At 54.8% G+C, this 11,993-nt stretch carries 14 protein-coding genes; 3 read left to right on the top strand and 11 right to left on the bottom strand.

Annotated features, from left to right (window positions below; genetic code table 11):
- Positions 1–19: 19 nt before the first annotated feature.
- Entirely contained in the window at positions 20–1,150 is a 1,131-nt protein-coding gene (locus ABD851_RS11400; protein ID WP_344979314.1) for a cysteine desulfurase family protein, read from the bottom strand.
- Positions 1,151–1,295: 145 nt separating this feature from the next.
- Between ABD851_RS11400 and ABD851_RS11395 the strand changes: the two genes are divergently transcribed.
- Positions 1,296–1,508 carry a hypothetical protein gene (locus ABD851_RS11395; RefSeq protein ID WP_344979312.1) on the top strand — a complete coding sequence of 71 codons (213 nt, stop codon included), beginning with the start codon at positions 1,296–1,298 and terminating at the stop codon, positions 1,506–1,508.
- 195 nt (positions 1,509–1,703) lie between these two features.
- Here the strand turns inward: ABD851_RS11395 and ABD851_RS11390 are convergent, their stop codons facing one another.
- The 10 genes from ABD851_RS11390 to ABD851_RS11345 form a co-directional block, all read right to left on the bottom strand.
- Positions 1,704–2,954, bottom strand: coding sequence for a sulfate adenylyltransferase subunit 1 (locus tag ABD851_RS11390; RefSeq protein ID WP_344979310.1), 1,251 nt, complete (start codon positions 2,952–2,954; stop codon positions 1,704–1,706).
- Between the two features lie 36 nt (positions 2,955–2,990).
- On the bottom strand, positions 2,991–3,893 hold the full coding sequence (gene cysD, locus ABD851_RS11385; RefSeq protein WP_344979308.1) for a sulfate adenylyltransferase subunit CysD: 903 nt from the start codon (positions 3,891–3,893) through the stop codon (positions 2,991–2,993).
- Between the two features lie 67 nt (positions 3,894–3,960).
- Positions 3,961–4,650 (bottom strand): phosphoadenylyl-sulfate reductase, encoded by a 690-nt coding sequence (locus tag ABD851_RS11380; protein ID WP_344979306.1) that lies wholly within the window; start codon positions 4,648–4,650, stop codon positions 3,961–3,963.
- The gene (locus ABD851_RS11375; protein WP_344979304.1) at positions 4,643–4,918 is read right to left on the bottom strand and encodes a DUF2061 domain-containing protein; all 276 of its coding nucleotides are present in this window, start codon (positions 4,916–4,918) and stop codon (positions 4,643–4,645) included. The genes ABD851_RS11380 and ABD851_RS11375 overlap by 8 nt, the downstream gene beginning before the upstream one ends.
- A 341-nt stretch (positions 4,919–5,259) precedes the next feature.
- Positions 5,260–5,670: an RrF2 family transcriptional regulator gene (locus ABD851_RS11370; protein ID WP_344979302.1), complete on the bottom strand. Its 411-nt coding sequence runs from the start codon at positions 5,668–5,670 to the stop codon at positions 5,260–5,262.
- A 34-nt stretch (positions 5,671–5,704) separates the two neighbouring features.
- Complete coding sequence (gene dapB / locus ABD851_RS11365) at positions 5,705–6,424, bottom strand: 4-hydroxy-tetrahydrodipicolinate reductase (RefSeq protein WP_344979300.1); 720 nt, start codon at positions 6,422–6,424, stop codon at positions 5,705–5,707.
- A 63-nt stretch (positions 6,425–6,487) separates the two neighbouring features.
- Positions 6,488–7,258, bottom strand: a complete 771-nt coding sequence (locus tag ABD851_RS11360) for a DUF5683 domain-containing protein (protein WP_344979298.1) — start codon at positions 7,256–7,258, stop codon at positions 6,488–6,490.
- Positions 7,251–8,171 carry a ParB/RepB/Spo0J family partition protein gene (locus ABD851_RS11355; RefSeq protein ID WP_344979296.1) on the bottom strand — a complete coding sequence of 307 codons (921 nt, stop codon included), beginning with the start codon at positions 8,169–8,171 and terminating at the stop codon, positions 7,251–7,253. The genes ABD851_RS11360 and ABD851_RS11355 overlap by 8 nt, the downstream gene beginning before the upstream one ends.
- Entirely contained in the window at positions 8,152–8,976 is an 825-nt protein-coding gene (locus tag ABD851_RS11350; protein WP_344979294.1) for a ParA family protein, read from the bottom strand. The genes ABD851_RS11355 and ABD851_RS11350 overlap by 20 nt, the downstream gene beginning before the upstream one ends.
- A gap of 43 nt (positions 8,977–9,019) precedes the next feature.
- Entirely contained in the window at positions 9,020–9,700 is a 681-nt protein-coding gene (locus ABD851_RS11345) for a metal-dependent hydrolase (RefSeq protein ID WP_344979292.1), read from the bottom strand.
- Positions 9,701–9,862: 162 nt separating this feature from the next.
- On the opposite strand from ABD851_RS11345, the gene ABD851_RS11340 reads away from it, so the two are divergent.
- Together ABD851_RS11340 and ABD851_RS11335 are read left to right on the top strand one after the other, a co-directional pair.
- The gene (locus ABD851_RS11340; protein ID WP_344979290.1) at positions 9,863–11,119 is read left to right on the top strand and encodes a metallophosphoesterase; all 1,257 of its coding nucleotides are present in this window, start codon (positions 9,863–9,865) and stop codon (positions 11,117–11,119) included.
- 150 nt (positions 11,120–11,269) lie between these two features.
- Positions 11,270–11,860 carry a porin family protein gene (locus ABD851_RS11335; protein ID WP_344979288.1) on the top strand — a complete coding sequence of 197 codons (591 nt, stop codon included), beginning with the start codon at positions 11,270–11,272 and terminating at the stop codon, positions 11,858–11,860.
- The last annotated feature ends 133 nt before the right edge of the window (positions 11,861–11,993 follow it).

The following is an 11,993-nucleotide window of genomic DNA, read 5'->3' as shown; positions in this document are numbered from 1 at the left end:
GTGTATCGGCAGGCGGCGCTCAGTCCACCAGCGTGCCGAGGGTCCGGACCACCGCATCCACCTCTTCACGGGTATTGTGCCGGGAAAAGGAAAACCGTACCGGGACCTGCGCCGTATCGGGATACAGCGCGCTGATCACATGCGAGCCGGTGCTGGCCCCGGAGCTGCAGGCGCTGCCGCCCGAAGCGCAGATCCCTGCGATGTCGAGGTTGAAAAGCAGCATCTCCGTTTTTTCCGTTTTGGGAAAACCCACGTTCAGGACGGTATACAGGCTGCGCCCGTTCCAGTCGCCGTTAAACCGGATGCCGGGGATATGTTTTTGCAGCGCTGCGGCCATGTACATCTTCAGGTCGAGAATATACCGGCTGTCTGCTTCGTGCCGGGCTTCGGCCCGCTCCAGCGCCGTGGCAAAGCCGACGATCCCGTATATATTTTCGGTGCCGGCCCGCATATTGCGTTCCTGTCCGCCCCCATGCACCAGCGGTTTTATCTTTATGTTTTCGTTTACGTACAGCAGACCCACGCCTTTGGGGCCCTGGAATTTATGGGCCGCGGCATTGATAAAATGCACGTAGAGGTTTTTGAGGTCGATGGGATAATGTCCTACCGTCTGTACCGTGTCGCAATGAAAGACCGCATTGTAACGCCGGCAGATTTCCCCGGTCTTTTGGATGTCCAGCAGATTACCGATCTCGTTATTGGCGTGCATGAGGGTGACCAGCGTTCTTACACGGCTGTTTTTGAGCAATTCTTCCAGATGATCCAGGTCGATATGCCCGTCCGGAAGCAGCTTTACAAAAGAACGCGCTACGGCGGCCTCCTGCTGCAGGAATTCGCCGGTATGCAGGGTAGCGTGGTGCTCCAGGGGGGAGGTGACGATATGGCGGCAGCCCAGGTCGCGTACGGCGGCCGTCAGCGCAGTATTGGTGCTCTCGGTGCCCCCGGAGGTAAAAAAGAGCTCTCCCGGATGGGCATGCAGGATGCGTGCGACCGTTTTCCGGGCGTTTTCCACGGCAAGCCGGGCTTCGCGACCGTAAGAGTATATGGAAGAAGGATTGCCGAACTTTTCCGTCAGATAAGGCATCATGGCTTCCAGTACTGCCGGGTCCAATGCCGTAGTCGCCGCATTGTCAAAATAAATACGTTGCAAGGCAAGCTGTTTTGGTATGATGAACGGGTGCAAATCTCCGAAAAAAAATCAACAAAGCGGGCAGCGCATCTATCTGCCCAGGAGGTAAAAAAGAGCAGGTATTTTCAGATGAATAGCTTACATTTGTGGCGCAAAAGAAGCCTACATGGAACATCCGATCAACACCGCAGAAGACAACGCCCTGAATGATGTAGCCACCAGCTGGGTATCCACTTCCCGCTTTATCTTTTACCTGGTCGTAGCCGCGCTCGTGGCTTACAGTGTGGCCATGTGCTTTGGCTTATATGCCCACCGCTATAAGGGAAAACCGGATGTGACCGTGCCCTCCAACACCCTGTACAATCCCAAGTATAAGTAAGCTTTTCTTTTCCGGCAGGCTATTGCTGCTTTCCGGCGCCTTTTCCGCTGCACAAGCACAGCCTGCGCAGGCATAGGCTGTTTTCTATGCTGACGGCTTTTCGCTGAGCCCGGTGGTTGTATGGATTACTGACGATAGATCCCATGCTCAAGCGACAGGATTGTCCTGAGCCTGGCGGAACCCGCCCGGGATGGATTATTGCTGGATAAACCCGACCCCGGCGGTATTGTGCGTATGGGCGTCGATCAGGATAAAGGCTCCGTTGGCAGGATTGTCCGTATAGGCGTCGGCAAATATGGGTCTTGCGGTTTTGAGGGTCACGGTGCCGATGTCGTTCAGCTGGATCCGCGTATGGTCCGGAGACGACTGCAGGGTACGTACATCCGTTACCCCTGAAATAGCCTGTACCCGGGCCTTTTCGAGATGGGTGCCATGTTGCAGCAGCAGGGTGGCGCCGGCGGTGAGCGGCTGATGATCCATCCAGCAGACTATGGCGTTGAATTCCTTGCGGGCTTCCGGCAGCGCATCGGGCTTGGCCAGCATGTTGCCCCGGCTGATGTCGAGATCGTCCTCCAGGGTAAGGGTAATGCTTTCGCGGGCATGCGCCTCCGGCAGCTGGGTTGTAAATTTCTGGATCGAGCGGATGCGGCTCTGCTGCCGGGTAGGCAGCACCACTACCTCATCGCCCACGGCAAACTGACCGCTGGACACCTTGCCGGCATAGCCGCGGAAGTCGCGATGAACATCCGTCTTGGGCCGGATGGCGTATTGCACCTGGAACCGGGCCGGCAACGGCAGGATATTGTCGTCCACCGCAATGTTTTCCAGGCTATCCAGCAGGGTGGGACCGTTGTACCAGGGTATCTTTGAGGAAGGGCGTACCACATTTTCCCCGTACAGGGAAGACAGGGGGATAAACTGAATATCCTGGTCGCGGAAATGCGTTTGACCGATCACCTGCTGGAAATCTTCCACGATCTGGTTGTAGCGCGCCTCGCTGTACTGCACCAGGTCCATTTTGTTGACGCAAACCACCAGGTGAGGGATGCGGAGCAACGAGGCAATATAAAAATGCCGGTAGGTCTGGTCCACCACCCCGTTCCGGGCATCGATGAGGATCACCGACACCTGGGCATTGGAAGCGCCGGTGACCATGTTGCGGGTATATTCAAAATGTCCCGGCGTATCGGCAATGATATATTTACGGGAAGGCGTTGAAAAGTAAATATGCGCCACGTCGATGGTGATGCCCTGCTCGCGCTCGGCGATCAGGCCGTCGGTCAGCAGCGAAAGATCGGTGAAGTCCAGTCCCTTCCGTTTGCTGCTTTGCTCAATCGCGGCAAGCTTATCCTGGGGTACGGACTGGGTATCATATAAAAGGCGGCCGATCAGTGTACTTTTTCCGTCATCCACGCTGCCGGCGGTGGCGATATGCAATACTTCCATGCGTTGGGGTTGAAATAAATATAACGTTCGTGCTGTTTAGAAATAACCCATCTGTTTGCGCTTTTCCATAGCGGCTTCGGAGCGCTTGTCGTCGATGCGCGCTCCGCGTTCGGACAGCTGGGCGGAAAGGATTTCCTCGATGATCTCCTCTACGGTGGCCGCTTCTGAAGCTACTGCGGCGGTACAGGTCATGTCCCCCACCGTGCGGAAACGCACGATCCGGGCATACGGCGCTTCGTCCGCGGAGCGGTTGATGTATTCGGAATCCGGCCAGATGAGCCCGTCGCGTTCGAAGACGTTACGCTCATGCGCATAATAAAGGGAAGGGATGGCCAGCTGCTCTTCCTGGATATAGCTCCAGACATCCAGCTCCGTCCAGTTGGAAATGGGAAACACGCGGACGTTCTCCCCGTGGTTGATGCGGCCGTTCAGCATATCGAAGAGCTCGGGGCGCTGCATCTTGGCATCCCATTGCCCGAATTCATCCCGTACGGAAAAGATGCGTTCCTTGGCCCTGGCTTTTTCTTCGTCCCGCCGGGCGCCGCCGATGCAGGCATCAAAACGGAGCTCCTCGATGGCGTCGAGCAGGGTAACCGTCTGCAGCATATTCCGGCTGGCATATTTCCCGGTTTCTTCCCTGACCTTTCCCTGGTCGATGCTGTCCTGCACATAGCGGACGATCAGCTGCACGCCGGTCTGCTTGACCAGCTCGTCGCGGAACTCCAGGGTTTCGGGAAAGTTATGACCCGTGTCCACATGCAGAAGGGGAAAAGGTATATTGGCCGGATAAAAAGCCTTGCGGGCAAGATGTACCAATGTGATCGAATCTTTCCCGCCGGAAAACAACAGGGCGGGCCGCTCAAACTGTGCGGCTACCTCCCGGATGATATAAATAGCCTCGTCCTCCAGCTCCCGGGGAAAAGTATGCCTGCTCTGCATGTATCGAAATTTTAATAAATACGGTAATATGATTTGTAAAACAAGTGAATATGCTGAAGGGCCGGGTTCAGGAATGCGTATGCAATCCGCATTCTTTCTGGGACTGTTCCCACCACCAGCGGCCGGCTCTGGGATGTTCGCCGGTGAGCACGGCCCGGGTACAGGGCGCGCAGCCGATGCTGACAAAACCTTTATCATGGAGCCGGTTATACGGCACCTGGTAATCTTTGAGATAGCTGAGCACATCGGCATATTCCCAGCCGATGAGCGGATTGTATTTGTACAGCTGATACTGCTCGTCCCATTCGAGCAGGGGGGTATCCTTCCGGTTGTCCGACTGCTCAGCCCGGAGCCCGGTAATCCAGATGCGGGCCCCCTGCAGCGCGCGGCGCAGCGGCAGCACCTTCCGGATATGGCAGCAGGCCTTTCGGTTCTCTACCGAATCATAGAAGCCGTTGAACCCATGCTCCTCCACATACTGCTCCACATCTTCCGGCCGGGGAAAATATACCTCGAACGGCTTTTTGTAACGGGCGCGGGTCAGGTCCATCAACTCGTAGGTTTCTTCAAAAAGACGCCCTGTATCCAGCGTAAACACCCTTACCGGAATGTCATGACGCCAGATGGCATCGGCAATGACCTGGTCCTCCTGTCCGAAGGAGGTGGAAAAAACCACCTGCCCCGGGTAGGCGGCCGCCACTCTCCGTAGGCCTTCTTCCAGCGTGGTGCCTTCCAGTATATCCTTTAGTTCAGACATCGTCTTTGTTTACAGATTTTTTACGACGGATCAGCTCCCAGGCCCGGTCATGGAAATAAAACAGGGCGATCTTGGTAAAAACTTCAATGGACCCTATGCTCAGCGCCAGCGTAATACGACCGGTCACAATATAGGAGATCATGATGGTATCGAGGGTTCCGACTATCCTCCAGGAGATGCCTTTCAACAAGCTCATCAAATGATCCCGACCGTCGATCGGCTTTCTGGCGACGGTCTTTTTCCGGGTTACAATAGCGTCCAGGAGCATAGTGTTTCCGTTTTGTCCGGCACAAAAATACATATTTCCTATAAAAACGGTAGATTAAATAGGGGAACTTTTGAAAAAATATCGGAGCCGGCCGGAAAGGAAGCGGGGCAATATCAATGGAAAGGCGTATCGGCAGGGCAGTTTCCCCGGGAAGGGGCATTAAGAGAATGGTTGCCGGGAAGACGCCAAGAAGGCAGCCCCGAAAAGACACCAAAAAAATAGCCGCCGGAATACTCGTTTAAATTGTCTCTGAGATATCTGTCGGGAAGACATCCCCGGAACAGCCGTTGGGGTATCCGTATAAAGCGTTCCCGGATGTCTGCGGGAAATGTGGAGTACGGTTACCGGTGGACGATATCTTTCAGTGATTTGTTTTCCAGGATCTTCAGCGTAGCGTCCCGCACCTTGGCCATGACCTCATGCAGTCCGCAGATAGTTTCATCGCAGTTACTGCATTTTTCATAATAGTTGAGGCTGACGCAGGGCAGCAGGGCGATGGGGCCGTCCAGCAGGCGGATGATGCGGGCCAGCATGACCTCCTTGGGGGGCTTTAGCAGGTAATATCCTCCTCCTTTCCCCTTCTTGCTGCCGAGCACGCCGGCATTCTTCAGTTCCAGCAGGATATTTTCCAGAAATTTGATCGAGATATTCTTCTTTTCAGCGATCTCGGAGATCAGCACCGGCCCTTTGTCGACATGTTCCGCTAAATAAATCAGTGCATGAAAAGCATATTGCGTCTTCTTAGAGAGCATACGGGTGTATGTTGAAATACCGAAGGTAAAGAATTTACGACAATCCCAGCACGTCCTTCATGGTGAAGATACCCCGTTTTCCCTGTATCCATTCCGCGGCAGTCACGGCGCCGGAGGCAAATCCTTCCCGGGAATGGGCGGTATGGGTAATGGTGATATCGTCCACCGGGCTTCCCCAGGTCACGGTATGGGTACCGGGAGCGGGGTCTTCCCGGCGCGACCGTATTTCCAGCTCTTCTGCCGCGGCGCTTTCCCCGTTTACCCAGCGCTTTTTGCGGGATACCCGTTCCAGCACCTGTTCGGCCAGGCTGATAGCGGTTCCGCTGGGCGCGTCTTTTTTCTGGGTATGATGGATCTCTTCCATCTTTACATCATACTGCTGCTGCGCATTCATCAGCGCCGCCAGCTGTTTATTGACTTCAAAAAAAATGTTAACTCCGATGCTGAAGTTGCTGGCATACAGGAAAGTTTTGTTTTCCTGACGGCAGCGCTGATGGATCTCTTCCAGCTTATCCAGCCATCCGGTGGTGCCGGATACCACCGGAATATCCGCATCAAAGCAGCGGTGGATATTCTCCAGTGCCGTATCCGGGGTGGTGAACTCAATGGCCAGATCAGCCTGTTGTAAAAAGCCTTTTTCAAGAAATTCCTTGTTGTGCAGGTCGACCCGGTAGAGTATTTCGTGTCCGCGTTCCAGCGCAATGGCTTCAATGGCTTTGCCCATTTTGCCATAACCGATCAGGGCAATTTTCATAACGCAAAAAGTTTTCTTGTTCTAATCTTATCGTGATCAATATGATATAGTCCCTTATTTACATTAAAAGGTGAGCGTAACGCCTACGCCGGTGTAGCCGGGGCAGACCACCGGCCCCATCCGCCAGCTCAGGTCGTTGGATACGTCAAACCGGTACAGGTGCGCAAACACGATAGCATCGATGATGTTGTACAGGTAAGCCGCGGCAAAGCCCAGCACCGAATAATCCACATACTGCCGGTAGGCATCCCGGACGTATTTGACGGTCTCCGGGCTGTAGGAGCCGGGGTTGTTGTCGATCCGCGGGATCCCCGTAGGTTTTCCGTTGAGCATAAGCCGGTAGGCGTCACGGTATTGTATGTAGTATTTGTAATTAAAAATAAATATACCCGTGGCCGTGCCGATGCCGGCGTACATGAGGGGTATCTTGATATACTGGTGATTGTAGGCCTGCCCGAGACCCGGCAATACGGCGGAATAGAGGATTGCTTTCCGGGGATTATGGACTTTGCGCAGGCTGTCGAGCACCGTATGGGTAAATATGGCGGTCACCGGCTTCAGCGTATCGGCAGGAGCGCGGCTGCTGTCTGCCGGGGACGGCGCATTGACCCGTGCTATGGTATCCGCCGCCGTCTTTCCGCTGCTATCCGTCGCCGGGGGCAGTGCAGCCCTTGCCGCGCTGTCGGCTATCGCGGCCTTTCCGGTGGTATCGGTCGCAGGCAGCAGCAGCGTGTCCTGGGCCCGGAGCTGCCGGGCGCCCAGCAGCAGCAGCATGGCCACGACTCCCCGCAATACCCGCCTTGCACATCGTATACAGATCCGGCTGTCAGTCACCGTACAGGTTTATTAATTCAAGGATCCGGTTCAGCTCCTGATCCGAGTAGAAATCGATCTGGATATTGCCCTTGCCGCTCCTGTTGCGGTTCATCTTTACCTTGGTGGAAAAATGAGCGGCCAGCTTGTCCTCCCATTGCCGGTAAGCGGGCGGCAGGGTGGCGGCATTGGGCTTTTTAGCCGTTTTACCGCTGCCGGCCTGTATTTTCCGCACCAGCGCTTCGGTTTGTCTGACGGAAAGCTGCCGGGTGATGATCTCCCGGAAGAGGAAAAGTTGCTTTTCCACTTCTTCCACGCCGATCAGCGCACGGGCATGTCCCATGCTGAGCTGTCCCTGGCGGACGGCCACCTGTATATCGGGTGGCAGCTTCAGCAGGCGGAGGTAGTTGGCTACGGTGCTTCTTTCCTTGCCCATACGCTCGGCCAGCTGCTCCTGCGTAAGCGAACATTCATCCATCAGCCGCTTGAGGCTGAGGGATACTTCTATGGCGTTGAGGTTTTCCCGCTGCAGGTTTTCGAGCAGCGCCAGCTCCAGCAGCTCCTGGTCGTCTGCCTGGCGGATATAGGCAGGAATGTCTTTTAACCCTGCCAGCTTGCTGGCGCGCAGGCGGCGCTCTCCGGCGATAAGCAGGTATTTTTTGGCGCCCGTTCTGGCTACGGTCACCGGCTGTATGACGTCATGCAGCTTGATGGAGCGGCTCAGCTCCTGCAGGGCCTGCTCGTCAAAATCGCGCCGGGGCTGCTTGGGATTTACCGAAATAGCATCCAGGGGTATCCGTTCGATGCCGGTGGCGGCATGAACCACCTGCTCGCCGAGCGCTGCCGAGGTGCTTTTCAGGTCGGCGTCGATATTCTGCAGCAGCGAACGGATTCCTTTACCCAGGGCCGCTTTTTTATTGGGTTGGTTCGTCATGGTCAAGGGCTAAGATTTTATCCCGGAGTTTGATTTTGGTCGCGTCGTTTTTTTGCAGGATCTCCTTGGCCAGGTTGAGGTAGTTGACCGCTCCCGTGCTGTCTGCATCATACATAATGGCCGCCTTGCCGAAGCTGGGCGCTTCCCCGAGGCGGGTATTCCGGTGGATGAGGGTGTTGAACACCATATCGTCGAAATGCCTTTTTACTTCATCCACCACCTGGTTGCTGAGCCGCAGGCGCCCGTCGTACATGGTCATGAGGATGCCTTCTATTTCCAGCGCGGGGTTCAGATGGCTCTGCACGATCTTGATCGTGTTCAGCAGCTTGCCGAGCCCTTCCAGGGCAAAAAATTCGCATTGCACGGGTACGATCACCGAGTCGGCCGCCGTGAGCGCGTTTACGGTGATCAGCCCCAGCGAAGGGGAGCAGTCGATGACGATAAAGTCGTACTGCTCTTTTACCGGCTCTATGATAGACCGCAGTACCCGTTCCCGGTTGGGGTGGTTGATCAGCTCCAGCTCGGCCCCCACCAGGTCGATATGAGAGGGGACCACATGCAGGTAGGGCATTTCAGACTCCAGCACGATGTCTTTGGAGCCGGCGTCGTTCACCATGGAGTCATAGAGGCTCTGCTGCACATTCCGCAGATCGAATCCCAGGCCCGTGGTGCTGTTGGCCTGCGGATCGGCATCTACCAGCAGGGTTTTGTATTCCAGCACGGCAAAGCTGGCCGCCAGGTTAATGGCTGTGGTGGTTTTACCTACCCCGCCTTTCTGATTGGCTATTGCGATCGTTTTACCCATTGACAATGGTTGGTTATCGGTTTAAGAAAGATATCCGCCGGACTTACAGCGTTATGGTTTCGCCGATGCCCGGCAGCAGCAGCTCGTATCCGGCCTTTTCAAAATGAGCCCGGGCGGCATCTTTGTCGATCTTGATATACCCGAACGTATCATAATGAACGCCGATGATCCGTTTGCATTGTATCATCTCCGCGGCATACAGCGCTTCTTCATATCCCATGGTGAAGTTATCCCCGATCGGCAGTACGGCAAAATCCAGCTTGAAAAAACGGGGTATCAGCTGCATGTCCATGGTGAGCGCCGTATCTCCGCTGAAATAAAAGGTATCTTCGTCGTTACTCACGACAAAGCCGCCCGGATTGCCCGCATAGGATCCGTCGGGGAAGGAGCTCGAATGAATGGCATTCACATATTTTACCTTGCCGAAATCAAACTGCCACTGTCCCCCGTGGTTGAGCGGATGCACAGATTTGACGCCCTGTTTCTCCAGCCAGCCGCAGATCTCGAAATTGGAGATACAAAGCGCGCCCGTGCGCTTTGCAATAGGCACCACGTCCATCACATGATCCGTATGCCCGTGCGATACCAGGATGCAGTCTGCCGGCACTTTTTCGGTATCGATATCCCTGGCCAGCTCGTTACCGCTGATAAAAGGGTCGAACAAAAGCCGCTTCTCCTTTGTTACTACGCCAAAACAGGCCTGACCATAATAGGTAAATTGCATGGGTAAAGGTTTTGTATCTGGCAAGATCAACAAAAATACAATGATTCGTGGAAAGTTCGGAATAAGTTATGTTTTACCGGTGTTTTCGCATCACTCGCCGAATTTTGCTTGAAGGAGGAAAGCACGGCCTGCATTTTTACAATTAAATTTTTATACTTCCGCATGCGTATCCGTTCTTTGACCTGGATCCTGGCCGGCATTATGCTGATCCTGGACTGGTATGTGTTCCAGGCCGTCAAAACCGTTCTCCACCAGGCTTCTCCCCGGGTAAAGACTGGGATCTATATCTTTTACTGGCTCCTGAGCGCCTATGCGCTGGTGCTGTTGTTTTTTTCGCCCTGGCTGGGCCTGCACAAATGGCCCCCCCTGCTGCGGCAGTGGCTGGTAACGCTGGTCGTCGGTCTCTACCTGGCCAAGCTGCTCACGGTGGTCTTCCTGCTGGTGGACGACCTGCGCCGCGGCCTGCAATGGATCGTCCGGCTGTTCGGTAAAAATCCGCCCGGCTCGGATACCGCTCTCCCTCCGGAGATCAGGGGCATCACCCGCTCCCAGTTTATGACCCGGGCGGGATTGCTGGTGGGCGGCGGTCTTTTTGCCACCCTGGCCTACGGATTTTCCAACAAATACAATTACCGGGTAAAACGGCATCAGCTTCACTTCCCCAACCTGCCCCCCGCTTTCCGGGGGCTGAAGATCGTGCAGATATCCGATATCCACTCGGGCAGCTTCGATCATAAATCGCGCGTGGCCCGCGGCGTGGATATGGTGCTTGGCGAGCAGGCTGACGTCATCTTTTTTACCGGCGACCTGGTGAACAACCGCGCCGATGAGATGAAGCATTACCAGGATCTCTTCAGTCGCATAAAGGCGCCGATGGGGGTTTATTCCACCCTGGGCAACCACGATTACGGAGACTACAGCCAATGGGACAGTCCCGAGGCCAAGCGGCGTAACCTGGAGCACCTGAAATCCATTCATGCCGCCATGGGATGGCGTTTGCTGATGAACGAGCACGTGGTCCTCGAACGGGAAGGGCAGCAGATCGCCGTGATCGGCATCGAGAACTGGAGCGCGAAGGCGCGTTTCCCCCGTTACGGCGACCTCAAAAAGGCCTATGCCGGTGCGGAGCCTTTCCCCTTTAAGATATTGCTTTCTCATGACCCTTCCCACTGGGACGCCCAGGTGCGTCCGGAGTACCCGGACATCGACCTTATGCTCGCCGGCCACACACATGGCATGCAGTTTGGGGTGGAGATACCCGGCATCAAATGGAGCCCCATACAATATATGTACAAGGAATGGGCAGGGCTGTACAATGAAGGCCGCCAGTACCTGTATGTAAACCGGGGCTACGGGTTTCTGGGGTACCCGGGCCGGGTGGGCATTCTACCGGAAATTACGGTAATAGAGCTGGTGTGAGCCGGGAGCGCGGAAATATTTTGCCATTTTGTATTTTTCAGCTTTTTTTGTAAAAATTTTTATTAGATAAGGAGATAATAATCTGCAGCTTCGGAAGTTTTATATAAAGATGAATTTAATCCTGTTTATGCTTTTAAAAATGGATCTTTTATGAAAAAAGTTATTTTATCGGTGCTTTGCTGTGCATGTATGACAGCCGGCGCCTATGCGCAAGGTTCCGTCCGCTTTGGGGTAAAAGCCGGGGCCAATCTCAACAAGCTGGACGGGAAGGGCTACAAGGACGGGTTTAATTTCAACTATCACCTCGGACCTTATGTGCAGCTCAACTTTTCCGACCGCTTCGGTATCCAGCCGGAACTGATCTTTTCGCAGTCCACGGCAAAATCCGGAGAGCAGTTCAGCGACATCTATCCCGACGGGAAGGACCTGAAAAACATCAAGCTGAATTACCTGAGCATCCCTATCCTGGCCAATATCGGTCTCGGCGGGGAGCATTTCAAATTACAGGTGGGGCCGCAGTACGGCATTGCCGTGTCCAAAGACAAGACCCTGTTTGAAAACGGGAAAGACGCCTTTAAGAGCGGCGACTTTTCGGCGGTGGCGGGTCTCTGGCTGGACCTGCCCTTCGGTCTCAATGTCAGCGGACGCTATATCATCGGCCTGTCCAACATCAGCGATCTCCCCGAAGAGGAAAAATGGCATAACCAGGCCATCCAGCTGGGCGTGGGATATACCTTCTGATCACAGCTGTAATCCGCAATTGCTTATCTTTGCATTTCAAGGCTCTCCCCGGAGGGCCTTTTTATTGGCCCCGCCAGCTGCCCTTCCCGGCCGGGTGACAAAAATGCATTGGCACCAAAGTTGACTTACAGGC

Source organism: Compostibacter hankyongensis, from assembly GCF_039541075.1.
Classification (GTDB): Bacteria; Bacteroidota; Bacteroidia; order Chitinophagales; family Chitinophagaceae; genus Compostibacter; species Compostibacter hankyongensis.
The sequence above is the reverse complement of the archived record's forward strand: the minus strand, read 5'-3'. Positions and strand labels throughout refer to the sequence as shown.

Excerpts from the sequence above, each read along its gene's own strand:
- ABD851_RS11395 (WP_344979312.1), top strand. The coding sequence starts at position 1,296 with ATGGAACATCCGATCAACACCGCAGAAGACAACGCCCTGAATGATGTA.
- ABD851_RS11390 (WP_344979310.1), bottom strand. The coding sequence starts at position 2,954 with ATGGAAGTATTGCATATCGCCACCGCCGGCAGCGTGGATGACGGAAAA.
- cysD (WP_344979308.1), bottom strand. The coding sequence starts at position 3,893 with ATGCAGAGCAGGCATACTTTTCCCCGGGAGCTGGAGGACGAGGCTATT.
- ABD851_RS11380 (WP_344979306.1), bottom strand. The coding sequence starts at position 4,650 with ATGTCTGAACTAAAGGATATACTGGAAGGCACCACGCTGGAAGAAGGC.
- ABD851_RS11375 (WP_344979304.1), bottom strand. The coding sequence starts at position 4,918 with ATGCTCCTGGACGCTATTGTAACCCGGAAAAAGACCGTCGCCAGAAAG.
- ABD851_RS11370 (WP_344979302.1), bottom strand. The coding sequence starts at position 5,670 with ATGCTCTCTAAGAAGACGCAATATGCTTTTCATGCACTGATTTATTTA.
- dapB (WP_344979300.1), bottom strand. The coding sequence starts at position 6,424 with ATGAAAATTGCCCTGATCGGTTATGGCAAAATGGGCAAAGCCATTGAA.
- ABD851_RS11355 (WP_344979296.1), bottom strand. The coding sequence starts at position 8,171 with ATGACGAACCAACCCAATAAAAAAGCGGCCCTGGGTAAAGGAATCCGT.
- ABD851_RS11350 (WP_344979294.1), bottom strand. The coding sequence starts at position 8,976 with ATGGGTAAAACGATCGCAATAGCCAATCAGAAAGGCGGGGTAGGTAAA.
- ABD851_RS11345 (WP_344979292.1), bottom strand. The coding sequence starts at position 9,700 with ATGCAATTTACCTATTATGGTCAGGCCTGTTTTGGCGTAGTAACAAAG.
- ABD851_RS11340 (WP_344979290.1), top strand. The coding sequence starts at position 9,863 with ATGCGTATCCGTTCTTTGACCTGGATCCTGGCCGGCATTATGCTGATC.
- ABD851_RS11335 (WP_344979288.1), top strand. The coding sequence starts at position 11,270 with ATGAAAAAAGTTATTTTATCGGTGCTTTGCTGTGCATGTATGACAGCC.